The organism is Mammaliicoccus sp. RAM2 (genome assembly GCF_045897195.1).
Lineage (GTDB): Bacteria > Bacillota > Bacilli > Staphylococcales > Staphylococcaceae > Mammaliicoccus > Mammaliicoccus sciuri.
Genome location: NZ_JBJNWI010000002.1, coordinates 180,080 through 205,864, shown reverse-complemented (window position 1 = coordinate 205,864; position 25,785 = coordinate 180,080). Strand labels below are relative to the sequence as shown.

Sequence of the window (25,785 nt, the reverse complement as noted above, 5' to 3'; positions counted from 1 at the left end):
TGCGCTTTCAAATTAGTGGCGTTATGATAAAAGCAAGGAGGAATGAAAAATGATTATTGGAGTACCAAGAGAGATTAAAAATAATGAAAATAGGGTGGCATTAACACCTAGTGGCGTGGCAAGTTTAGTTGCACAAAATCATGTTGTTAAAGTAGAAACTGAGGCAGGGTTAGGTTCACAATTTACTAACGAAGATTATCAACAAGCTGGAGCAGAAATTGTAAGTCAAGAAGAAGCATGGAATGTAGAAATGGTTATGAAAGTTAAAGAACCATTACAAGAAGAATACCAATTCTTCAAGAAAGACTTAATCCTATTTACATATTTACATCTAGCTGCTGAAGAATCTTTAACAAATGCATTATTAGAGAATGAAGTAACTGCAATTGCTTATGAAACTGTTCAGCTAAGCGATCGTTCATTACCATTACTAGCGCCAATGAGTGAAGTAGCAGGAAGAATGTCAACTCAAATTGGTGCGCAATTCCTACAAAAAACACATGGTGGCATTGGAATATTATTATCTGGAGTACCAGGTGTTAAAAGAGGGAAAGTAACAATAATCGGTGGAGGTCAAGCAGGAACAAATGCTGCTAAAATGGCAGTCGGTCTTGGAGCAGACGTTACGATTATTGACTTAAATCCTACACGTTTACAACAATTAGATGATTTATTTGGTGCAAGCGTGCAAACGATGATGTCATCACCTTTAAATATTGAAGAAGCAGTTGTTGAAAGTGATTTAGTAATTGGGTCAGTACTTATACCAGGCGCTAAAGCACCGAAACTTGTAACTGAAGAAATGGTTAAGAAAATGAAACCAGGTTCAGTATTAGTAGACATCGCGATTGACCAAGGAGGTTCATTCGAAACATCAGATAGAATTACAACACATGATAACCCAACATATGTTAAACATGATGTCGTTCACTATGCAGTTGCTAATATGCCAGGAGCAGTTCCAAGAACATCTACAATTGCATTAAATAATGCAACAACTCCATATGCAATTCAATTAGCAAACAAAGGGTACGTTAAAGCATGTCAAGATAACGAAGCACTTGCTAAAGGTTTAAACACAATACACGGTAAACTAACATATAAAGAAGTTGCAAAAGCTTTTGATAAAGAATATACACCTTATCAAGAAGTTTTGAGATAAAATTTAAAAAATTGTCTAACTCAGATTGCTGAGTTGGACATTTTTTTAATTTATGCAACTAGCTGAAAATGAGCAGAATACCTATAATTTGATTACATATTATTATTAACAGCAGGTGATTACATGAACAAAACCGAATATATTTCTTATCTTGAAGCTATCGAAGGCTGGACAAATTTGAATTTAGATCAAAGAAAAGAATTGTATATTAACCAAACTGGATTGGAAGGTGAAATGTATTTTAAAGCAATACTAGACACTATCGTTGATGTTAAGTATGTATATAATTTAGAAATCGGAACCTCAAATCATATACAAATTGATTTTTTAGTTGTTTCATCAACAAAAATCTATATTTTCGAAGTTAAACACTATACTGGCGATTGGTATTTTGAAGAAGATTATATTAAATGTACGAATAGTTTAAGATACCCGTCACCGCACATACAAACAAATAAAATTGAAAATAAAATACAATCAATCGTTAATACTCACAATTTACCAAGACAAGTTGAAACCATTATTATATTTACAAATAGTCATTTCAATCTTCACGGTAAAAGACCACAAAATCAAGCAATACTACTTCCTCAAGAACTTTCTAGAGTTCCTCAACTCATTGATACAAATAATCAAGAAGCTAATCAAGAAATCTTAAATATTTTCAAACAATATGAATCTATTCATTCAACCTTTTATCAAAAAGATATTAATATTCTAGAAGATAAAGTTGCATCTGGTTTGAGATGCCCAAATTGTAGAAAATTATTTACTATTGCCTTTAAGAAAAACAAGCATAACTATAGATGTTGTTACTGTAGAAAAGATTTAGGGTATGAGGAGTTAGTATATTTCAACATAAAAGAACTTTTTATCATAAAGAGAAAACCTTTTGATTTTAAAGAATCTAAAGCATGGTGTTATCCTATACCAATACATACAGTCAGAAGAGTATGTAATAAATACTTTAAAAATACAAATATGCGAAATAAGAAATTTTATCTAGAAAAAAGTTAAAATATCAAGTACGATATTTTTTAAAAAACATACTTGATTTATTTAGTTTTCGGTACATAGGGTGTATCAAATTCTAATAAGGCATTGTTAGTAACAAAAGTCGAGTGAAGTGTAACTAAGGACGCCGTTAGTAACAAAAGTCGGACGAAGTGTAACTAAGCGCCCGCCAAACTAAAAAACAAGTCAACTCCACCAAAAAACCTGAGACGAATTTCGTCTCAGGTTTTTCTTATTATACAATCTTTGTACCGTGTACTTCATCGAATGGTATGTCTTCTATTAATTGTGATAAGTTATCTTTATTAAGTCCGCCACCTGGCATGATTGTAATATTGCCTTTTGAGTGAATCAATAATTTACCTAAATGGTTAATGTTATCAAATATCACACTATCACTTGGTCCGCCATGTGTTAGTATGCGACTGAATTGGTGCTTAATTAACCAATCTAATGATTTTAATTGATGATATGGATTAATTGAATCAAATGCCATATGACAAACGGCAGGTATGATACCACATGTTTCTTTTAATGATTTCATCTTCCATTCGTCAAGATGACCGTGTTCATCTAAACAACCAAATACAAATGCATCAACTTTCAAATCTTTCAATTGTAATATATCTTGTCGCATGATTTCATATTCGAAATAATTATAGTTAAAATCTCCACCGCGAGGTCTAATCATGACAGCGACTTCAACGTTATGTTGATGACATAGTTCTACTGCAATCTTTACCATTCCATAACTTGGTGTTGTGCCGCCAACTGAAAGGTTATCGCAAAGTTCAATTCGATTTGCACCATTTTTAATCGCTTGTTCAATTTGCGAAATTGTTTCTACACAAGCTTCTTTAATCATTTTTGGTAGCCTGTTAGTATGCGATGTCCATCTTCAGTTACAACGATATCGTCTTCAATTCTAACGCCAGCGACACCAGGAACGTAAATTCCAGGTTCAACTGTTAATACCATGCCTGGTTTGAATTCATCCGTATTTGCACTAGAAATGTCTGGGAATTCATGGACGCTTAATCCAAGTCCGTGACCAAGTCTATGCGGGAAGTATTCACCATAACCAGCATTGCTAATAATATCTCTAGCTACTTTATCGCAGTCAGCAATTTTAGCACCTGGTTTAATCATTTCAATTGCTTGTTTGTTAGCATCAAGTACGACGTTGTATATTTCTTGTGCCTTATCAGAAGGTGTGCCGAATGGAACAGTTCTTGTAATATCTGAACAATAACCCTTATAAATGACACCTAGGTCAAATAGTACATATTCATTTTCTTTTAAAGTTCTTTCTCCTGGTGTACCATGAGGAGCTGCTGCATGATCGCCGAATAATACCATAGTATCAAAGCTCATCTTAGAAATACCATGTTGTTTCATAGTTGTTTCAATATGATTTAATACTTCAATTTCAGAAACGCCAACTTCTAACTTATCAACGCCAGCTTGAATAGCTAAATCTGCATATTTAGCCGCTTCTTGTAACAACTCAATCTCGTCATTAGTTTTTACATTTCTAATATCTTTTAATACTTGATCAATATCAACAATTGTTTCTACATTAAATGCTTTTTCAATTTCACGAAGTCTTTTAACTGATAAATGCTCTGATTCTATCGCAAAAGTTTTATAAGATTGTTGTTCAATCAAATCGAATGGTGATTCTGTATCTAAGTATCCAACGATGTTTCCAGTGAAACCTGCATTTTTAGCTTCTTCAACTTCCATTTTTGGACAAAATAGTGTTTCTTCACCATCTTTAGTGACTAATAAGCTAAATAGACGTTCATGTGGTTCAGATAAATAACCTGTTAAATAAAAGATGTTCAAAGGCGTTGTAATCCATGCTGCATCTGCATCTTTATCTTTTAAAAATTTTGCAATTTCATTATGTTCCATTATTCTTCCTCCCAAATCTCTTTCTTACATCATTATTTTAGACTTCTTGATTCATAAATTCAAATTTAGGGTATATAATATACGGAAAAGACAATGTGAGGAGGGAGATTCATGAAAGTATCATTTCATGGACAATCAGTAATCTATTTTGAAAGTAAAGGACATAAAGTGATTGTGGATCCGTTTATAACAGGGAATCCATTATCAGATTTGACGACAGATGAAGTAGAAGCAGATTATATTATATTAACTCATGGTCATGGCGATCATTTAGGTGATACTGTTAGCATTGCAAAAAGAACAGGTGCAACAGTTATAGCGTTACCTGAAGCGATTGATTATTTATCTAATAAACACGGATTAGAAAACTTACATCCAATGAATATTGGTGGAAATATTGAATTTAATTTTGGAAAAGTAAAATATGTGCAAGCCTTTCATAGTAATAGCTTTACAGAAGAAAATGGAGAAATCGTCTATTTAGGTATGCCTGCAGGAATTGTATTAGAAACTGAAGCGGGTACAATTTATCATACTGGTGACACAGGCTTATTCAGCGATATGAAATTAATCGCAGATAGACACCCAGTGGATTTATGCTTTATTCCGATAGGCGATAACTTTACAATGGGCATTGATGATGCTAGTTATGCAGTTAATGAATTTATCAAGCCGAAAAAGGTAGTACCTATTCATTACGATACATTTGACTTTATTAAACAAGACCCTAAAGATTTTGAAAAAGCTGTAACAGAATCAGAAGTGCACATTTTAAAACCTGGTGAAACAGTAGAATTATAAATGTATATGAAAGTAAGTTAAGAAAGCTGAGATGATTTTATCGTCTCAGCTTTTAAGTTTAAGAAGTAAATCTGTATAAAAGATTTAATTTAATGAGCGTTGTTTCAATCTTTTATTTAATTTTTAAGATATCATTTAATACATTAAAAATGTATAATAGAAAGTAATTCATAAAATTTGATAGAGGGTATAAACATGACGAAACATGAGCAAATTATTAAGTATATTGAATCGTTATCTGTTGGACATAAAATCTCTGTCAGACAGATAGCGAAAGATTTAAATGTCTCTGAAGGTACAGCTTACCGTGCAATTAAAGAAGCGGATAATCAAGGGCTTGTAGCATCTATTGATAGAGTAGGGACAGTTAGAATTGAAAGAAAATCTAGAGAACAAATTGAAAATTTAACATTTAATGAAATTGTTAAAATTGTGGATGGTCAAGTATTGGGCGGTAAACAAGGCTTATATAAAACTTTATCAAAATTTGCAATTGGCGCAATGGAATTAAATGATGTCGTTAAATATTTAACTAAAAATACATTGCTGATAGTTGGTAATAGATCAGATGTACAAATGGAAGCTTTAAAAAGAGGTTCTGCCGTGTTAATTACGGGTGGTTTTGAAGCGAATGAAGATATTATAAATTATGCTGATGAACACGAACTTCCGATTATTTTATCAAATTATGATACATTTTTAGTTGCCAATATTATTAACAGAGCTATATATGATCAAATGATTAAAAAAGAAATTTTAATGGTTGAAGATATTATGATCCCCATTGAATCAACTTCTTATTTAGATGATAAACAAAAAGTGCGAGATTGGAACGAATTATCTCAACAAACATCTCATACGCGTTTTCCAGTTGTTGATAGTGAAATGAAAGTTGTAGGAATTTTAACGAGTAAAGATATTGTTAACGAAGAACAAGATAAAAGTATTAGAACGTTGATGACTAAATCACCTATTATTGCACATTTAAATACGACCATCGCAACTTGTGCCCATCTTATGATTTGGGAAGGGATTGAATTGTTGCCTGTTGTATCTACCTCTAAAGTATTAATCGGTATCATTTCTCGTGAAGATGTATTGAAGACGATGCAATTAATGAGTAGACAACCACAAATAGGTGAAACGATTCATGACCAAATTGCAAAACAAATCACAATGGACAACGGTAATGTTGTGGTGAATATATCTCCACAATTAACCAATCAATTCGGTATGTTAACGAAATCTGTTTATATTGCAGTTATTGAAGAAGCGTTACGTTATGAAATAAGAAAAATGAAAAAATCAGAAATCATGATTGAACATATAGACATTTATTATTTGAAAACTGTTCAAATCGATGACGATGTAGAAGTGAAGATTACAACATTAGATATCGGTAGAATATTTGCTAAATTCGAAGTTACGATGGTGAGCGGTAGTGCGACTGTTGCGAAAGCATTACTAATGTGTCAAATTCTCGAAAAATAAAAAGCGTTATGTTATACAACGCTTTTTAAAATATTATTGATGTTTTTTTTGTTCGAATTCTTCCCAAGCTTTGTTCTCAATCGGTAAGTTACCTTTAAAGTATTTACTTGCTCTATAGCCATAAGACACGTTTAAAATACCAAAGAATAATAATACTAAAACAATAATATAAGTGACTAATGTTGGAAATAACAATACTTGGTCTGCTGCAAATGCGATCATAAATATACCAAAGTAAAATCTTGAACGTGCTTTATGATACGCTTTTCTAACGTCACGTTTCGTTCTAAATGAACGTGCTAAATTTAAAATAGCGAATATTAAAGCAATAATCATAACTGTTACTGCTAAAGCAACAAGTGTAGACATAATTTCAGATGACATGTTTGATTCCTCCTACCAAGTCGAATTATATCAATTAATAAAATATAAGTAAATATAAAGAAAGAAGGATAACAATGGAAGAAATATTAAATAAAATAAAGCAATATGAAACAATTATTATACATAGGCATGTTAGACCAGACCCAGATGCATACGGATCTCAATTAGGTTTGAAATATATACTACAAGATGCTTTTCCTGAAAAGCATATTTATGCAGTCGGGCAACCAGAACCGACGCTAACATTTATTGGAGATTTGGATAAAATTGCAGATGAAACATATAATGGTGCACTCGTGATTGTTTGTGATACAGCAAACGCGCCACGTATAGATGATAGTCGCTTTAATACAGGTGCCGAATTAATTAAGATTGATCATCATCCACCAGTAGATTCATATGGTGATATTAATTTTGTGAATACTGAGGCGTCATCTACAAGTGAAATAATCTTTGATTTAAATAAATCATGGAATTTAAATGGTTCTAACGTAAGTGAGAAAGCAAGTAGAGTCTTATATTTAGGCATTGTTGGTGACACGGGTAGATTCTTATTTGATAATACGTCAACACATACAATGGAAGTTGCAGCTGAGTTAATGACGAAAGAATTCGAACGTACTAAATTACTTAACCAACTGAGTGAAAGAGACCCAGCTTTACTTCACTTCCAAGGATATATACTTCAGAATTTCAAATATGATGGTGAAGGATTCTGTTCAATTAAGATTACGAAAGATATACTTGAACAATTCAACTTACAACCTAACGAAGCTTCATTATTCGTGAATACCGTTTCTGATATTAAAGGATTAAAAGCGTGGGTATTTGCTGTCGATGAAGGTAAAGAAATAAGATGTAGAATTCGTTCAAAAGGTATAAAAATTAATCATATCGCAGCTCAATATAACGGTGGAGGACACCCAAATGCCTCGGGTGCATCTGTATATAGCTGGGAAGAGTTTGATGCATTAGCAGCAGATATTAAATCTGAAATATAGGAGGTGAGCGCATGGTAAGTCATTTAAATATTCATTCATCATATGATTTGCTCAATTCAAGTGTCAGAATACCAGATGTTGTTCAAAAAGCTAAAAATGAAAATTATCAAGCGCTTGCTCTTACAGATTTAAATGTTCTGCACGGTGCTTTACAATTTTATGATGCATGTATAAAAGAAGATATAAAACCAATCTTCGGATTAACCATTTATTTAGATGACCAACTCAATCAAGTTGAATGTGTGGTCTTAGCTAAAAATATAACAGGCTATCATAATTTAATTAAGTTATCTTCTGCTATTTCCATAAAAGAAAGATTTTCAGCACCCATTGAATGGGTGAATGCTTATTCAGAAGGACTTATAATCATTGGTAAACAAATCAATGAAGCTAACTATTATTTATTCCAAGCTATAACAATTGAGGAAGATGATAAATATATTTCACATGATTCTATGATTGAAATGGATCATAAGAAAGTTTTTATGAAGTCTGCACTTTATTTGAATGAAGATGATGGTGATAGTTTAATTGCACTTCATGCAATTAAAAATAATGAAAAATTAACGATGAGTGATTTTCAACAAAACTTAAATCATCATTTTTTAACTAAAGAAGATATATCGCGAATTAATATAGATGAAACGTACATACAAAACACAGACGAAATAGCTCAAAAATGTCATGTTGAAATTGAGTATCATCAAGATTTATTACCAAAATATAAAACGCCTGATAATCAATCAAGTGATGAATATCTTTGGGAATTATTAATGAGGAATAAATCTAAGTATCCACAGTTTAATGAAGTATATGAAAAAAGACTTAAATACGAATACGATATTATTGTAAAAATGGGATATTCAGATTATTTCCTAATCGTTAGTGACTTAATTAATTATGCGAAAGAGCAAAATGTATTAGTTGGACCAGGACGTGGTTCATCTGGCGGGTCTCTTGTTAGTTTTATTTTAAATATTACAACTATTGATCCGATTGAATTTGATTTGTTATTTGAAAGATTTTTAAACCCAGAACGTGTGACGATGCCGGATATTGATATCGACTTTCAAGATACTAAGCGCGATAAAGTGATTCAATATGTTCAAGAAAAATATGGTGATAATCGTGTTGCTGGGATTGTAACTTATGGACATCTTCAAGCGAGAGCAGTAGCAAGAGATGTAGGTAGAATATTGCAGTTTGATGATGCTACACTCAATTACATTTCAAAATTAATTCCGCATAAATTAGGTATTACATTAGACGAAGCATTTGAAGATGATGCGTTTAAACAATTTGTTAACCAGAATCATTTGCATGAAAAATGGTTTCAACTAAGTAAACAATTAGAAGGTTTACCGAGGCATACATCGACCCATGCAGCAGGTATCATTATTAATGATCAGTCATTACACCAATTTGTACCAACAATGATGGGTGATACGGGTGTTTTAACGCAATGGACAATGACAGAAACTGAAAAGATCGGTCTATTAAAAATCGACTTTCTTGGTTTAAGAAATTTATCGATTATTCAACAAGTGGTCAATCAAGTGAAATATCAAGAAAATCAAATTGTAGATATCGAAAAAATACCTTTTGATGACTCTAAAGTCTTTCAACTATTGTCTAAAGGTGAAACAACAGGTATTTTTCAGCTCGAATCTCAAGGTGTTAGAAGTGTATTAAAGAGGTTAAAGCCTGACCATTTTCTCGATATTGTAGCAGTTACATCGCTATATAGACCTGGACCAATGGAAGAAATACCAACATATATTAAAAGACGTAGACAAAATGCAGAGATAGAATATTTACATCCAGACTTAAAAGAGATATTGAAATCAACTTATGGCGTTATTATTTATCAAGAACAGATTATGCAGATTGCGAGTAAGTTCGCAGGATTCTCATATGGTGAAGCGGATATTTTGAGACGTGCGATGAGTAAGAAAAATAGAGCAGTGTTAGAAAATGAAAGAAAACATTTTGTGAATGGAAGCTTAGAAAGAGGTTACGAGGAATCAACAGCTGTAAAAATATTTGATTTAATACTGAAGTTTGCAGACTATGGTTATCCAAAAGCACATGCTGTAGCATATAGTAAAATCGCGTATATCATGACTTATTTGAAAGTCCATTATCCGACATATTTTTATGCTGCGATTCTTTCTAATGTAGTTGGTAATGAAGTTAAGACAGAACAAATGGTAACGGAACTTAAAAGAATTGGTGTAAAAATATATCCGCCGTCCATTAATCATAGTGAATGGTTCTATAAAGCAACTAAAAAAGGTATATATACGTCACTTGGTGCAATTAAAGGTGTTGGTTATCAAAGCGTAAAAGTGATCGTTGATGAAAGAAAAGCAAATGGAACATATAAAGATATGTTTGATCTTGTACATCGATTACCTAGTAAAGCGAAAAGTAAGAAAATGATACAAGCACTTATATATGCTGGAGCTTTAGATGATTTTGGTCAGACTAGAGCGACATTGTTACAGTCTATTGACGATGTTTATGAAAGTAGCGAGTCTGTTGGAGATTCTAATAATTTATTGAAAGAATTAGGTTTAAACGTAAAGAAAGAATTTAAAGAAATTGAAGAAATGCCTAATCTTATGAAAAGTGAATATGAAAAAGAATACTTAGGGTTCTATGCAACTGAACATCCAATCATTTCATTATTCAATCAACATCAATATTTATCTATTTATCCATTAAGAATAGACCATAATAAAGTGCCGATGCTCGTAATGATTGCCTCACTAAGGAAAATTAGAACTAAAAAAGGTCAAAATATGGCTTTCGTCAATTTAATAGATGGGCTAAATGAAGTTGAAGGGGTTATATTCCCTGATGCATATAAACAAATTGAAACAACTGATATCATTAATGTCCCAGTAATTATCAATGGCAAATTCGAAAAAAGAAACGGTAAGACACAAATTATTATTAATCAAATAGATACATTAGAAGCATTTAAACAACATAAATTTAATACGACAAAAGAAGTCGTCGTAAGAAATGTAGAAGATTTAGCAGAGTGGATTACAAAAGACCACGATCGTTATATTAAAGTAACGTATTTTAATGATGAAGATTATAGTTCAAAAATGCTTGGCTATTTAAACTTAAATCATGGTAATTTTGAAGAATTTATTCATAAAATAGGTTATGAGAATGTACGCCTTTTATAGTCTTTATTAATTAAATAATTTATGATATAGTATTCTTCATGGTGGTCTGACCACTATGAAGAATTTTTTAATTTAATTATAGAAATTTAATGTATAATAAAGGGATAGATACATACAATGAAGGGATGATTATTTTGTCATTAAGAGATGATGCACTATATATGCATAAAGAAAAACAAGGTAAATTAGGCGTTTATGCCAAAGTTAAAGTTACTAATAAAGAGGAATTAAGTCTTGCTTATTCTCCAGGTGTCGCAGAACCGTGTAAAGATATACATGAAGACGTCAGAAAAGTATATGACTATACAATGAAATCAAATGCAGTAGCTGTTATTACAGATGGTACAGCTGTATTAGGTTTAGGTGATATAGGTCCTGAAGCAAGTATTCCTGTTATGGAAGGGAAAGCGGTTTTGTTCAAAAGTTTTGCTGGTGTAGATGGTGTGCCAATTGCACTGAATACGACAGACGTTGATGAAATTGTGAATACTGTTAAACTATTAGAACCTAACTATGGTGGTGTTAACTTAGAAGATATTTCAGCGCCTCGATGCTTTGAAATTGAAGAACGCCTAAAAAAAGAAACTAAAATACCTGTCTTTCATGATGATCAGCATGGTACGGCTATCGTAACTGTTGCTGGTTTGATTAATGCATTGAAAATTACTGACAGAAAATTATCCGATATAAAAGTTGTTTTAAATGGTGCAGGTGCAGCTGGTATTGCAATTATTAAATTATTATACAGTTATGGTGTAAGAAATATGATTATGTGTGATTCTAGAGGTGCGATTTATGAAGACCGTCCTTATGGTATGAATCCTACTAAAGACTTTGTTGCGAAATGGACAAACAAAGATAAAACAGAAGGTCAATTATCAGATGTTATTAAAGATGCGGATGTATTCGTAGGTGTATCTGTTGAAGGCGCATTAACAAAAGAATTAGTTGAAACAATGGCTGAAGACCCAATTATCTTTGCTATGGCTAATCCAGTTCCTGAAATTATGCCAGATGTAGCAAAAGAAGCGGGTGCTAAAGTTATTGGTACAGGGCGTTCTGATTTCCCTAACCAAATTAATAATGTATTAGCATTTCCTGGTATTTTTAGAGGTGCATTAGATATTCGTGCAACTCATATAAATGAAGAAATGAAACAAGCAGCAGTAGAAGCAATTGCTAATCTTGTTTCAGAGGATGAATTAAATGCTGATTATGTCATTCCTGGACCTTTCGATCCAAGAGTTGCACCATACGTAGCGAAAGCTGTAGCAAAAGCTGGTATGGAATCAGGTGTAGCACGTATTGAAGTTGATGTTGATGAAATAGAACGTAGAACATATGAATTAGCAGACTTGTCATAATTTTGGAAGGAGACTCACGTTGGATAAAGAAAAGCAAAAAGGATTAATCAAGATTGTCGAACAAATTCAGTCAATTATTGTTGAAAAAAATATTCAAGTGGGTGAAAAACTGCCTTCCGAAAGATTTTTAAGTGAAACGTTAAATGTTGGACGTTCAAGTATCAGAGAAGCCCTAAGAGCATTAGAACTTTTAGGAGTGATACATACTAGAAGAGGTGAAGGTACATTCTTAAGTGATATGTACCAACACCAACTTTTTGATTTAATCGGAAGGTTCTTAATTCATAACGAATCACAATTAGATGAAATTAATGAATTAAAATGGATGATTGAAAATTTCTGTGAAGAACACAATAACATTGAAACAAATTCAAAAGAAGAACTTGTTTCAAATAATAATAATCAAATTATGTATATGATTTGGAAGCTACTCTCTCAATATAGTGATAGATTTGAAAGAGACAATTGTAAATAAAATCAGGGGGATAGTGACATGTTTAAAGACTTGTTCAATCGTAGCCAGAAAAAGAAAAAATATGTAACTGTTCAAAACAGTAAAGATAATGACGTGCCTGAAGGTATCATGACAAAATGCCCTAAATGTAAAAAAATCATGTATACGAAAGAGCTCGTGCAAAACTTAAATGTCTGTTTTAACTGTGATCATCATATTGCATTAACTGCTCACGATAGAATTAGAGCTGTGAGTGATGAAGATGCATTTAAAGAGTTTGATGTCGGTATGACTGCTTCAAACCCATTAGAATTTCCTGGATATGAAGAAAAATTAGAAAAAGATAGAAAAAGCACTGGTTTAAATGATGCAGTCGTTACAGGTGTAACGTCAATTGACGGTATTCCTTATGGTATCTGTGTTATGGATTCAAGATTTAGAATGGGAAGTATGGGTGCAGTAGTTGGAGAGAAAATTTGTAGAATTGTAGATTATTGTGCAGATCATAATTTACCATTTGTATTGTTCACAGCGAGTGGTGGTGCAAGAATGCAAGAAGGAATCATCTCACTAATGCAAATGGCAAAGACAAGTGTATCAATTAAACGTCATAGTGATAAAGGCTTACTATTCATTTCATATATGACACACCCTACAACTGGCGGCGTTTCAGCGAGCTTTGCTTCTGTAGGTGATTTAAACTTTGCAGAACCGAAAGCTTTGATTGGATTTGCTGGTAGAAGAATCATTGAACAAACGATTAGTGAAAAACTACCTGACGATTTCCAAACGGCGGAATTTTTATTAGAACATGGCCAATTAGATAAAGTTGTACATCGAAAAGATATGTATAAAACTTTAAGTACTGTGCTCAAGATGCATCATAACGAGGTGAAAGACAATGCTTGAATTTGAAAAACCTTTAGTAGAAATTAAAGAAAAAATAGCATCTCTACAATCTTATCAAGAAAAACATGATGTAGACTTAACAGATGAAATAGAAATGTTGGAAGCCACTTTAACAAAAGAAACTGAACACATTTATAATAATTTAAAGCCTTGGGATAGAGTACAAGTTGCGAGATTACAAGAAAGACCTACAACTTTAGATTATATCCCTTACATATTTGATGATTTTATCGAACTTCACGGTGATCGAACTTTCCGTGATGACCCAGCTTTAATAGGTGGATTGGCTTACTTTAATGGGTTACCAGTGACAGTTATAGGGCACCAAAGAGGTAAAGACACTAAAGATAATATTTTTAGAAACTTTGGGATGGCACATCCAGAGGGATATCGTAAAGCATTGCGTTTAATGAAGCAGGCTGAGAAGTTTAATAGACCGATTATTACGTTCATTGATACGAAAGGTGCATATCCTGGTAAAGCTGCAGAAGAACGTGGACAGAGTGAATCTATTGCTAAAAACTTAGTCGAAATGGCATCTTTAACAGTACCTGTTATTTCTATTGTCATCGGTGAAGGCGGAAGCGGTGGTGCGCTTGGGTTAGGTGTAACCAATCGTCTACTTATGTTAGAAAATAGTACTTATTCTGTTATATCTCCGGAAGGTGCAGCAGCATTATTATGGAAAGATTCTGGGCTTGCTCAAATGGCAGCCGAAACAATGAAAATTACAGCACCTGACTTATTTGATTTAGATGTTGTAGATGAAGTTGTTAAAGAACCATTTGGTGGCGCTCATAAACATCTAGAATCACAAGCTTCACTTATAAAGACATCAATTGAAAAACATCTTTCAGACTTAAGAACATTAAATGCAGAAAGTTTAGTTGAAGATCGTTTTAAAAAGTATCGTAATATAGGAAGTTATATCGATTAAGATATAACAATTGAAAAGAAAATGATTTATACGGATATCATTTCTTTTTATAAATTTATGTATATGTGCATAATTGAATTAAAATTAAGCGATTCCAACTTTTGAAAAATTACAAAAGTTGGAATCTTTTTTTAAGAAGACGTTTACATATTTAAATAACAGTAGTTTTAATGGAATCAAGCCAATATTTGTGTTATTTTTAAATTAACAAACATATAACAAGAGAGGTCTGTATATTTATGAAAAAAATTGCGGTTTTAACGAGCGGTGGAGATTCACCAGGGATGAACGCAGCAATTCGTGCAGTTGTTCGTAAAGCTATTTATCATGATATTGAAGTTTATGGTGTTTACCAAGGTTACTTAGGCTTAATAAATGATAATATCAAAAAACTTGAATTAGGTTCAGTTGGGGACATGATTCAAAGAGGTGGTACATTCCTTTATTCTGCTAGATGTCCAGAATTTAAAGAAAAAGAAGTGCGTGCAAAAGCAATTGAAAACCTTGAAAAAAGAGGCATAGAAGGATTAGTTGTTATCGGTGGAGATGGAAGTTATAGAGGTGCACAAAGATTAAGCGAAGAAGCTAAAAATCTTAAAACAATCGGTGTTCCCGGTACTATCGATAACGATATTAATGGTACAGACTTTACAATTGGTTTTGATACAGCGCTTAACACAATCATTGATGCTGTCGATAAAATAAGAGATACAGCATCAAGTCATGAACGTACTTTTATTATTGAAGTAATGGGGAGAGATGCTGGAGATTTAGCACTTTGGTCAGGTTTAGCTGCTGGAGCAGAAACAATTTTAATACCAGAAGTTAAATCGGACATTGAAGAAATAGCTGAAAAAATTCAACATGGTATGGATAGAGGGAAAAAACATTCTATTATTATTTGTGCTGAAGGTGTCATGACTGGTAATCAATGTGGGGAAGAATTGAAGAAATTTATTAACATTGATACAAGAGTTTCATGTTTAGGCCACATTCAAAGAGGTGGTACACCTACTGGAATGGATAGAGTGCTTGCTTCTCGTTTAGGCGGCTATGCAGTTGAATTACTTATGCAAGGTGATAGTGCTAAAGCAGTTGGAATTCAACAAAATGAACTTACATGTACTCATTTTGATGAAATATTCCAAGCAGAACATAACATCGACAATAAAATGTATAATTTAGCACATCAATTATCTATATAAAAAAGAAAAACTACGGAGGTCATTTTAATATGAGAAAGACAAAAATTGTATGTACGATAGGTCCAGCATCAGAATCAGAAGAAATGTTAGAAAAATTAATGCTTGCAGGCATGAACGTTGCTAGATTAAACTTTTCACATGGAAGTCATGAAGAACATAAAGGTCGTATAGATACAATTAGAAAAGTAAGTTCTAAATTAAATAAAAATATTGGTATCTTATTAGATACTAAAGGTCCTGAAATTAGAACACATAACATGAAAGATGGTTTAATTGAGCTTACTAAAGGTAGTGAAGTAACAGTTAAAACAACTGAAGTAGAAGGTACTAAAGAAGCGTTCTCAGTTACTTACGAAAAATTAGCTGAAGATGTAGAAGTCGGATCAACAATTTTACTTGATGATGGTTTAATTGAACTTACAGTTAAATCAGTAGATATCGCTAAAGGTGAAGTTCACTGTGACGTCCAAAACACTGGCGAATTAAAAAATAAAAAAGGTGTTAACTTACCGGGTGTTAAAGTAAACCTTCCTGGTATTACTGATAAAGACGCTAGTGATATCCGCTTCGGTATCGAAGAAGGTGTAGACTTTATTGCAGCTAGTTTCGTAAGACGTCCATCAGATGTATTAGATATCCGTGCAATTTTAGAAGAAAAAGAAAATAACGTTATTAAAATTATTCCTAAAATTGAAAATGAAGAAGGTATTGAAAATATCGATGAAATTCTTCAAGTTTCAGATGGTTTAATGGTTGCACGTGGTGATATGGGTGTTGAAATTTTACCAGAAGCAGTTCCAATGGTACAAAAACAATTAATCCAAAAATGTAATAAATTAGGTAAACCAGTTATTACAGCAACACAAATGTTAGATTCAATGCAAAGAAACCCACGTTGTACAAGAGCAGAAGCAAGTGACGTAGCGAACGCAATTTACGATGGTACAGATGCAGTGATGTTATCTGGTGAAACTGCAGCAGGATTATATCCAGAAGAAGCAGTACGTACAATGCAAAATATCGCAGTAGCTGCCGAAGATGCTCAAGATTACAAAAAATTATTATCTGATCGTTCAAAAATGATCGATACGAATTTAGTTAATGCAATCGGTGTATCAGTTGCACATACAGCTTTAAACTTAAACGTAGAATCAATCGTTGCAGCAACTGAAAGTGGTGCTACAGCTCAAACAATCTCTAAATATAGACCACATTCACACATTATTGCAGTTACACCTAATGAAACAACTGCACGTCATATGACATTAGTATGGGGCGTATTACCAGTTGTGAAAAAAGGTAAACAAACAACTGATGAATTATTAAATAATGCTGTTTCAACAGCTGTTAACACAGGTTTAGTTGATAATGGTGATTTAATCATTATTACTGCAGGTGTACCAACAGGTGAAACAGGTACAACTAACTTAATGAAGATTCATTTAGTAGGTGATGAATTGGCTAAAGGTCAAGGAATCGGTCATCATTCAACAGTAGGTAAAGCTGTAGTGGCAAATACTGCTGACGACTTAAAAGGTAAAGATTTAAGTGAATCAATCGTTGTTACACAATCAACAGATGCTGATATGGTTCCATATTTAGAAAATGCTAAAGGAATTGTAACAGAAGAAGGCGGATTAACTTCACACGCAGCAGTTGTAGGTCTTAACTTAGGCGTTGCAACAATCGTTGGTGTTGAAGGCGCTCGCGAAAAAATAGCAGATGGTACATTAATCACATTAGATCCAAAACAACACAAAGTGTTCGAAGGATATGCTAACGTATTATAATAAATAAAAAAGAGACTGGGATATGATTTCCTAGTCTCTTTTTTTATTTATGAATGCGCATATACTGTTATAAGCAGTTTAGTCCAAAGGTGCAAATACTGGGGTCGTTATAATATATAAACAAGTAAACTAAAAAGGGGCAAAAAAAACATCTCATTTACTGATTTATTTAGTAAATGAGATGTTTTTATTTACTTTATTTAAATACTTTACGTTTTTGATTAAAGTACATGATTGTCAAAATGATAAACCAAATTGGTGTAATTAATATAGCGATTAATGTGACTTTATTTGTCATTAATAACACGAATACGAAAATAAAGAATATTAATGTAATCCATGCTACCGGGACACCACCAGGTAATTTGAAATTAGATGCTTTGTTTAATTCTGGTGATATTTTACGATATCTAATATAAGCAACAACAATTAATGACCATACTACTAAGAAAAGTACGGTTGATACAGATGTTACATATTTAAATACTTCACCAGCATCTTTAATCACGTAGTTTAAAAGTACTGAAATCATTAATAAGAAACAACTAAATAGTGTTGCTTTATAAGGGACACCAGTTTTGTTTGTTTGACCGAAACTTTTGTTTGCTTGTCCATTTTGTGATAAACCATAAAGCATTCTACTATTTGAGAAAATACCACTATTACAAGATGATGCTGCAGCTGTTAAAACAACAAAGTTGATAATTGCTGCTGCGATTGGAATACCAATCAGTCCAAATAATTTTACGAATGGACTTTCGGCAGGGTCGATTTTGTCCCAAGGTGTAATAGACATGATGATAATAAGTGAACCTACATAGAAAAGCATAATTCTAATTGGTACACTGTTAATCGCTCTTGGTATTGTCTTATGTGGATCTTTCGTTTCACCAGCAGTAACACCGATTAATTCAATACCTACAAATGAGAAAGCTGCCATTTGGAATGATAAGAAGAAACCATTCATACCATTGGGGAAAATACCATCATGGTCCCAAATATGTGTTAATGAAGCTGTACCGTATGGTGTTTCATATGCCATTACGATCATGATAATACCGACAACGATTAATGCTACGATCGTTGTAATTTTAATAATAGAGAACCAGAACTCTAATTCACCAAATAGTTTAGCAGTCATTAAATTCATTGTCATTAATATGAGTATTGTAAATAATGCTGTAATCCATGTTGGTATGTCAGGAAACCAAAAACTTATGTATTTTGCTACTGCAGTTACTTCAGCCATACCAGTGACAATCCAACAGAACCAGTAAGTCCATCCTGTTATATATCCTGCGAATGGTCCGATATATGTATGCGTGACATCTGCAAAAGAATGAAAATCTGTGTTTGAGAGTAATATTTCCCCTAGAGCTCTCATAAACAGAAATAAAATTAAACCAATAATAATATAGGTCAGCAGTATTGAAGGGCCTGCTGAACTAATTGTTTCGCCAGCACCTAAGAATAAGCCTGTACCTATAGCACCACCTATCGCAATAAGTTGTACATGCCTATTGCTTAATTCCCTTTGTAAATTGTTAGCCATATAAACTTTATCCCTCTTTCATATACAAACTTTTATGTTATTATTATGCGCTTACTGTAAGAAAATAGCAATTAAAAAATGAATGTTTAACAACTGTTTGATACCTGTTATCATGATTTATTATTTTTATCATATATAATAATAAAAATGAATGGATGAACGATGAAATGACCTATTCTGATTAAAATGATAGGGTATTACTAACTCGTAAATCCTTATGTGTTCACGTTTTTGAGATATATTTTATTTACTATAGTAATATTATAAAAAATATAAAATTACAACTGTTTATTTTTATTCATCTAAAATTACTAAAGAATTTAAAGTTTAAAAGTCCTTCGCATTCACAAATCGTAAGAAATTATATATAATGATAGATGAAAGCCATTACATATATGGGCAATTATTTAGTAAGGGGGATATTATTATGGCACAAGTAGCAAAAGGGTTAGAGGGCATCATTGCTTCTGAAACTCAAATTAGTTCAATCATAGATAATCAATTAACTTATGCAGGTTATGAAATAGATGATCTAACTGAAAATGCTTTATTTGAAGAAGTCATGTTTTTACTATGGAATTTAAGATTACCAAACAAAGAGGAATTAGCAGAACTAAATGAGAAACTACTAGGATATATGACTTTAAACCCTAGAATGTATACACATTTCGAAGATTATGCGACTGATAAAGTTCATCCAATGACTGGATTACGTACTTCATTATCATATTTAGCACATTTCGATCCAGACGCTGAAAAATTTGATGAAGAAATGAACTATGAACGTGCAATTAGAATTCAAGCGAAAGTTGCATCTTTAGTAGCAGCATTCTCTCGCGTAAGACAAGGTAAAGAAGTTGTAAAACCTAAAAAAGATTTAACATATGCAGCAAACTTCCTATATATGTTAAGAGGTGAAGTTCCAACTGATGTTGAGGTAGAAGGTTTTAACAAAGCGTTAATTTTACACGCTGACCATGAATTTAATGCTTCAACATTTACAGCACGTGTAACAGTTTCGACTTTATCTGATATGTATTCAGGTGTGACAGCAGCAGCTGGCGCATTGAAAGGTCCATTACATGGTGGTGCTAACGAACAAGTTATGAAAATGTTAACTGAAATTGGTACTGTCGACAAAACAGATGATTACATTAAAGATAAAATCGCAAATAAAGAAAAAATTATGGGCTTCGGACACAGAGTATATAAAAATGGTGATCCGAGAGCGAAGTACTTAAAAGAAATGAGTCGTCGTATTACAGACGAAACAGGTCAAAAAGAACTGTTTGAAATTTCTTTAAGAATTGCTGAAATTATGAAAGAAGAAAAAGGATTATTACCTAACGTTGACTTCTACAGTGCAACTGTATATCACAGCATGGGTATTGATCACGATTTATTCACACCAATTTTCGCAATTAGCCGTATGTCAGGTTGGACAGCTCATATTCTTGAACAATACAGAACAAATAGAATTATGAGACCAAGAGCTGAATATACTGGTGAACGTGATCGTAAATATGAACCAATTGAAAACCGTTAATTTAATTAATATAATATAACTAACAAATTTAGATGGAGGAATCATATAATGACAGCAGAAAAAATTACAACAAATCAAGGCGTTTTAAATGTTCCAAATAATCCAATCATCCCATTTATTATCGGTGATGGAATCGGACCAGATATCTGGAATGCAGCAAGTAGAGTATTAGATGCAGCTGTAGAAAAAGCATACAATGGCGAAAAACAAATCGAATGGAAAGAAGTATTAGCAGGTCAAAAAGCATTCGATGAAACTGGTGAATGGTTACCAAATGAAACTTTAGAAACGATTAAAGAATATTTAATAGCAATTAAAGGTCCATTAACTACACCAATTGGTGGCGGTATTCGTTCATTAAACGTTGCTTTACGTCAAGAGTTAGATTTATTCACTTGTCTACGTCCAGTACGTTGGTTTAAAGGTGTTCCTTCACCAGTTAAACGTCCTGAAGATACAGATATGGTTATTTTCCGTGAAAATACTGAAGATATTTATGCTGGTATTGAATTCCAAGAAGGTTCAGATGAAGCTAAAAAAGTTATAGACTTCTTACAAAATGAAATGGGTGCTAAAAATATCAGATTCCCTGAAACTTCAGGTATCGGTATTAAACCAGTTTCTAAAGAAGGTACTGAAAGATTAGTAAGAGCAGCAATTAACTATGCGTTCGATAATAATCGTAGAAATGTTACATTAGTTCATAAAGGTAACATCATGAAATTCACTGAAGGTGCATTCAAAAAATGGGGTTACGATTTAGCTGAACGTGAATTCGGAGATCGCGTTTTCACTTGGCAACAATATGATAAAATTGTTGAAGAAGAAGGTAAAGATGCTGCTAATAAAGCACAATCAGATGCAGAGGCTGAAGGTAAATTAATTATTAAAGACTCTATCGCTGATATCTTCTTACAACAAATTTTAACACGTCCTGCTGAATTTGATGTAGTAGCTACAATGAACTTAAACGGTGACTATATTTCAGATGCATTAGCAGCTCAAGTTGGTGGTATTGGTATTGCACCTGGTGCAAACATTAACTACGAAACAGGACATGCAATTTTCGAAGCGACACACGGTACAGCTCCTAAATATGCTGGTTTAGATAAAGTTAACCCTTCATCAGTATTATTAAGTGGTGTATTAATGTTAGAACACTTGGGTTGGCAAGAAGCTGCTGACAAAGTAACACAATCTGTTGAAGCTACAATTGCTTCTAAAGTAGTAACATATGACTTTGCTCGTTTAATGGATGGCGCAACTGAAGTTAAATCTTCAGAATTCGCTGATGAATTAATTAAAAATTTACCATAATAGGATGTTATTTGAGGAAGGTTATTTATTAACCTTCCTTTTATTATAAGGAGATGAACAATATGGCAAGAAAGAAAATTTCAATCATTGGAGCAGGATTTACTGGCGCTACAGCTGCATTTATAGCAGCTCAAAAAGAGTTAGGTGATATTGTACTTGTTGATATGCCTCAATCTGAAAACCCAACAAAAGGTAAAGCGTTAGATATTGCAGAAAGTGCACCGGTATTAGGTTTTGATTCAAAAGTAACAGGTACTGCTAATTATGAAGATACAAAAGATTCAGATGTTGTCATTATTACAGCGGGTATTGCAAGAAAGCCTGGAATGTCACGTGATGATTTAGTACAAACAAATCAAAATGTTATGAAATCCGTAACAAAAGAAATTGTTAAATATTCACCTAATTGCGTTATCTTAGTCTTAACAAATCCAGTTGATGCAATGACTTATACAGTGTATAAAGAATCAGGATTTCCGAAAGAGCGCGTGATTGGTCAATCTGGCGTATTAGATACTGCTAGATTTAGAACATTTGTTGCTGAAGCATTAGATCTTTCTGTTAAAGATGTAACAGGATTTGTATTAGGTGGTCATGGAGATACAATGGTTCCACTTATTAGATACTCAGCAGCTGGTGGCGTACCTTTAGAAAAGTTATTATCTGAAGAAAAAATTGCTGAAATTGTTGATAGAACAAGAAAAGGTGGAGCTGAGATCGTTAACTTACTTGGTAATGGTTCGGCATACTATGCACCAGGAGCAGCTTTAATTGAAATGACAGAAGCAATATTAAAAGATCAAAAGAGAGTATTACCTTCAATTGCTTATTTAGAAGGTGAATATGGTTATCAAGACATTTATTTAGGTGTACCAACTGTATTAGGATCTAATGGTATTGAAAAAATCATCGAGTTAGACTTAACTGATGAAGAAAAGCAATTACTTGATGAATCTGCTCAGTCTGTTGAAACAGTAAAGAATATTTTACAATAAAATAACAGTTGAAAGGCGCATTCTGCTTTGAATGCGTCTCTTTTATTTAGATAGTGTTAACTTTTTGTAAAGTTCTCTAAATAACCATTATTTTTTTAATAATTTAAGTTATAATTATATTAAATCGCTTAAGGAGGACCTTGAATGTCACAAAAAGTATTGGTAGTAGACGATGAGCAATCTATCGTTACATTGCTTAAATATAATATAGAACAAGCTGGTTACCAAGTAATTGTAGCTTATGATGGAGTTCAAGCGTTAGAGAAAGTAAATGAAGAGAAACCAGATTTAGTAGTATTAGATGTAATGTTACCTGAGAAAGATGGAATTGAAGTTTGTAAAACGATTCGATCAGATAAAAACCAAGTTCCAATTCTTATGCTTACAGCTAAAGACGATGAATTTGATAGAGTGTTAGGTCTAGAATTAGGTGCAGATGATTATATGACTAAACCATTTTCACCTCGTGAAGTTGTAGCACGTGTTAAAGCTATATTAAGACGTGTTGGGCAAGTTGAAAATAAAAACTTAGATGAAGATGAAGATATTATTTTAGGTGCAATTAGAATTAGACCTGACTTCTTTGAAGTGTATAGAAATGATGAATTATTAGAATTGACACCAAAAGAATTCGAACTTTTACTTTACCTTATTGAAAGACAGGGTCGTGTGATAACTAGAGAACATATGTTGAATTCTGTTTGGAATTATGAATTTGCTGGAGATTCTAGAATAGTAGACGTACACATTAGTCATTTGAGGGATAAACTTGAAGAAAACCCTAAGCAACCTCAATTCATTAAAACGGTGAGAGGTTTAGGCTATAAGTTAGAAAGACCAAAGAATAATGATTAAGTTCTATAATAAATTACTAATTATACTTACAACTGTTACTGTTGTAAGTTTTCTTATATTAGGGTTTTTCCTTCATAATTCTAGTTACGATTTAATTTCTAAACAACAGCAAAAATTATTAAAGACTGAATCCAAAAAAGTATACGATATTGCAAAAAATAATCCAGAAAATATTAAAGATATTTTGAGTGTGTTTGATCAAGATATTTTACTGCAAAAAGATGGACGTGTGTTATATCGATCAAGTGAAAAAGATACAAATATATTTAATCAAAATAAAAAGCAAGCTATATCTGATGCAAAGACCTTTGATGAATATTTTGCAGTAGATAAGTCAGAATCTGAAGTGATGTATGCAAGAACATATGGTGATTATACAGTTGTCATTGCTAAACATACAGATACGATAGAGATTATTCAAAAAGATATTTGGAAATATTTATTATTAGTCTTATGTTTTACATTACCTTTAATCTATTTTGTCGTTCGATATATTAACACTTCTTATATACATCCTATTAAAGAAGTGACATATGCTACTAAATTATTGGCTTCTGGAAAATATCGTGTTAGAGTGCCAGAAAGTAATGTGAAAGAAACGAAAGAACTTTTTGTTAATACGAATGAACTTGCTAGAACATTAGATAATTTAAATAATGAACAGAAATTGCAACGTAATCGATTGGAAACGACTTTAGAAAATATTCCAAGTGCAATATTAATGTTAGATAGAGAAGGTGTTATTGTAATAGCGAATAAGACGTATCATGACTTGTTTGACAGAAATAGTCATGCTGAAGGGCAGTTATTTAAAGAAGTAATGCCTAATGTTGAGATCATACAGATGATGAACGAAGCTTTAAAATTAGAAAAACCTATGTTTGAACAAATTGAAATGTATATCAATGATGTTCATAATAAGTTTTTTGAAGTATCTGCAATTCCAGTATTATCTCGAAAAAAACGAAATCTATTAGGTTTAGTTGTCGTTATGCATGATATAACGAAGTTGAAGAAATTAGAACATATGAGAAAAGATTTTGTGGCAAATGTATCTCATGAATTAAGAACACCAATCACATCGATAAAAGGATTTGCAGAAACATTATTAGATGGTGCAAAAAATAATCCTGAATCGTTAGATATGTTCCTAAAAATTATGTTAGAAGAATCTAATCGAATTCAATCACTTGTTCAAGATTTACTCGAGTTATCAAAAATCGAACAAAATAGCGAGATACCGAAAGAACAAATATCATTAACAGAAATTGGCGAACATTCGATTAACACAGTATCAAATGTTGCTTCTAAAAAAGACATTCACATTACAAATCATATCGATAAAGAAGTATATGGATACGGAGATAAAGATAAATTAACACAAGTATTGATTAATTTATTAACGAACGCCATTAGTTATTCACCGAAATCTAGTGAAGTTATTATAACGATTAAAGAAGTAGAAGATGGTCAAATTATTTCTGTGAAAGATAATGGTATAGGAATATCTAAAGATGAACAAAAACGAATTTTTGAAAGATTTTATCGTGTTGATAAAGCGCGTAGTAGAGATTCAGGAGGAACAGGACTTGGTTTATCCATTACTAAACATATTGTAGAAGCACATAATGGACAAATCAAAGTAGAATCAGAAGTTGGAAAAGGATCTAACTTTATTGTAAAACTCTTTAATAAGTAATCTTTATATAATCTTTACAATTTATTCATATTGAATTAATCATGACGAGATAGAATAAACATAGACCCCTTCATTTTGATGATTATGCGAAATACATTGTGTATTTCGCTTTTTTTTGTAAAAAATTAAATATCGGTTTGACTATTTATATCATTACACTATGATAACGTTTTATTTATGCGAAACAAT

General features: G+C 32.4%; 21 protein-coding genes. 17 read left to right on the top strand and 4 right to left on the bottom strand.

Annotation, left to right across the window (positions count from 1 at the left end; translation table 11 throughout):
- Positions 1–49: 49 nt before the first annotated feature.
- On the top strand, positions 50–1,162 hold the full coding sequence (ald, locus tag ACJTHF_RS04185) for an alanine dehydrogenase (protein WP_048539595.1): 1,113 nt from the start codon (positions 50–52) through the stop codon (positions 1,160–1,162).
- Between the two features lie 123 nt (positions 1,163–1,285).
- Complete coding sequence (locus tag ACJTHF_RS04180) at positions 1,286–2,179, top strand: nuclease-related domain-containing protein (RefSeq protein ID WP_232157101.1); 894 nt, start codon at positions 1,286–1,288, stop codon at positions 2,177–2,179.
- Positions 2,180–2,411: 232 nt separating this feature from the next.
- Here the strand turns inward: ACJTHF_RS04180 and ACJTHF_RS04175 are convergent, their stop codons facing one another.
- The gene (locus ACJTHF_RS04175; protein ID WP_058592047.1) at positions 2,412–3,041 is read right to left on the bottom strand and encodes a copper homeostasis protein CutC; all 630 of its coding nucleotides are present in this window, start codon (positions 3,039–3,041) and stop codon (positions 2,412–2,414) included.
- Positions 3,038–4,096 carry a M24 family metallopeptidase gene (locus ACJTHF_RS04170; protein WP_078355984.1) on the bottom strand — a complete coding sequence of 353 codons (1,059 nt, stop codon included), beginning with the start codon at positions 4,094–4,096 and terminating at the stop codon, positions 3,038–3,040. The genes ACJTHF_RS04175 and ACJTHF_RS04170 overlap by 4 nt, the downstream gene beginning before the upstream one ends.
- Before the next feature lie 108 nt (positions 4,097–4,204).
- On the opposite strand from ACJTHF_RS04170, the gene ACJTHF_RS04165 reads away from it, so the two are divergent.
- Together ACJTHF_RS04165 and ACJTHF_RS04160 are read left to right on the top strand one after the other, a co-directional pair.
- Positions 4,205–4,894, top strand: a complete 690-nt coding sequence (locus ACJTHF_RS04165; protein ID WP_078355901.1) for a metal-dependent hydrolase — start codon at positions 4,205–4,207, stop codon at positions 4,892–4,894.
- 195 nt (positions 4,895–5,089) lie between these two features.
- Entirely contained in the window at positions 5,090–6,385 is a 1,296-nt protein-coding gene (locus ACJTHF_RS04160; RefSeq protein WP_037588511.1) for a DRTGG domain-containing protein, read from the top strand.
- A 33-nt stretch (positions 6,386–6,418) separates the two neighbouring features.
- Here ACJTHF_RS04160 and ACJTHF_RS04155 read toward each other — a convergent pair whose 3' ends face one another.
- The gene (locus ACJTHF_RS04155; RefSeq protein ID WP_025904319.1) at positions 6,419–6,769 is read right to left on the bottom strand and encodes a YtpI family protein; all 351 of its coding nucleotides are present in this window, start codon (positions 6,767–6,769) and stop codon (positions 6,419–6,421) included.
- 74 nt (positions 6,770–6,843) lie between these two features.
- On the opposite strand from ACJTHF_RS04155, the gene ACJTHF_RS04150 reads away from it, so the two are divergent.
- The 8 genes from ACJTHF_RS04150 (at position 6,844) to pyk (ending at position 17,632) form a co-directional block, all read left to right on the top strand.
- On the top strand, positions 6,844–7,770 hold the full coding sequence (locus tag ACJTHF_RS04150) for a DHH family phosphoesterase (protein ID WP_058592050.1): 927 nt from the start codon (positions 6,844–6,846) through the stop codon (positions 7,768–7,770).
- Positions 7,771–7,781: 11 nt separating this feature from the next.
- Positions 7,782–10,973 (top strand): DNA polymerase III subunit alpha, encoded by a 3,192-nt coding sequence (locus tag ACJTHF_RS04145; RefSeq protein WP_232157103.1) that lies wholly within the window; start codon positions 7,782–7,784, stop codon positions 10,971–10,973.
- 134 nt (positions 10,974–11,107) lie between these two features.
- Positions 11,108–12,337 (top strand): NADP-dependent malic enzyme, encoded by a 1,230-nt coding sequence (locus ACJTHF_RS04140; RefSeq protein WP_048539603.1) that lies wholly within the window; start codon positions 11,108–11,110, stop codon positions 12,335–12,337.
- Between the two features lie 19 nt (positions 12,338–12,356).
- Positions 12,357–12,812, top strand: coding sequence for a FadR/GntR family transcriptional regulator (locus tag ACJTHF_RS04135; protein ID WP_025904315.1), 456 nt, complete (start codon positions 12,357–12,359; stop codon positions 12,810–12,812).
- A gap of 18 nt (positions 12,813–12,830) precedes the next feature.
- On the top strand, positions 12,831–13,700 hold the full coding sequence (accD, locus tag ACJTHF_RS04130) for an acetyl-CoA carboxylase, carboxyltransferase subunit beta (protein WP_025904314.1): 870 nt from the start codon (positions 12,831–12,833) through the stop codon (positions 13,698–13,700).
- Complete coding sequence (locus ACJTHF_RS04125) at positions 13,693–14,637, top strand: acetyl-CoA carboxylase carboxyltransferase subunit alpha (RefSeq protein WP_058592052.1); 945 nt, start codon at positions 13,693–13,695, stop codon at positions 14,635–14,637. Before accD ends, ACJTHF_RS04125 begins: the two co-directional genes overlap by 8 nt.
- Before the next feature lie 239 nt (positions 14,638–14,876).
- On the top strand, positions 14,877–15,842 hold the full coding sequence (gene pfkA / locus ACJTHF_RS04120; RefSeq protein ID WP_048539605.1) for a 6-phosphofructokinase: 966 nt from the start codon (positions 14,877–14,879) through the stop codon (positions 15,840–15,842).
- A gap of 29 nt (positions 15,843–15,871) precedes the next feature.
- Entirely contained in the window at positions 15,872–17,632 is a 1,761-nt protein-coding gene (gene pyk / locus ACJTHF_RS04115; RefSeq protein ID WP_048539606.1) for a pyruvate kinase, read from the top strand.
- Positions 17,633–17,828: 196 nt separating this feature from the next.
- Here pyk and ACJTHF_RS04110 read toward each other — a convergent pair whose 3' ends face one another.
- Complete coding sequence (locus tag ACJTHF_RS04110; protein ID WP_048539607.1) at positions 17,829–19,184, bottom strand: amino acid permease; 1,356 nt, start codon at positions 19,182–19,184, stop codon at positions 17,829–17,831.
- A gap of 427 nt (positions 19,185–19,611) precedes the next feature.
- Between ACJTHF_RS04110 and ACJTHF_RS04105 the strand changes: the two genes are divergently transcribed.
- The 5 genes from ACJTHF_RS04105 (at position 19,612) to pnpS (ending at position 25,596) form a co-directional block, all read left to right on the top strand.
- Positions 19,612–20,730, top strand: a complete 1,119-nt coding sequence (locus ACJTHF_RS04105; RefSeq protein ID WP_048539608.1) for a citrate synthase — start codon at positions 19,612–19,614, stop codon at positions 20,728–20,730.
- Positions 20,731–20,778: 48 nt separating this feature from the next.
- On the top strand, positions 20,779–22,047 hold the full coding sequence (gene icd, locus ACJTHF_RS04100; protein WP_048539609.1) for an NADP-dependent isocitrate dehydrogenase: 1,269 nt from the start codon (positions 20,779–20,781) through the stop codon (positions 22,045–22,047).
- A gap of 62 nt (positions 22,048–22,109) precedes the next feature.
- Positions 22,110–23,042 carry a malate dehydrogenase gene (gene mdh, locus ACJTHF_RS04095; protein ID WP_048539610.1) on the top strand — a complete coding sequence of 311 codons (933 nt, stop codon included), beginning with the start codon at positions 22,110–22,112 and terminating at the stop codon, positions 23,040–23,042.
- 144 nt (positions 23,043–23,186) lie between these two features.
- Positions 23,187–23,897 carry a response regulator transcription factor gene (locus ACJTHF_RS04090; RefSeq protein WP_078355898.1) on the top strand — a complete coding sequence of 237 codons (711 nt, stop codon included), beginning with the start codon at positions 23,187–23,189 and terminating at the stop codon, positions 23,895–23,897.
- Positions 23,890–25,596 (top strand): two-component system histidine kinase PnpS, encoded by a 1,707-nt coding sequence (gene pnpS, locus ACJTHF_RS04085; RefSeq protein WP_232157104.1) that lies wholly within the window; start codon positions 23,890–23,892, stop codon positions 25,594–25,596. Before ACJTHF_RS04090 ends, pnpS begins: the two co-directional genes overlap by 8 nt.
- The last annotated feature ends 189 nt before the right edge of the window (positions 25,597–25,785 follow it).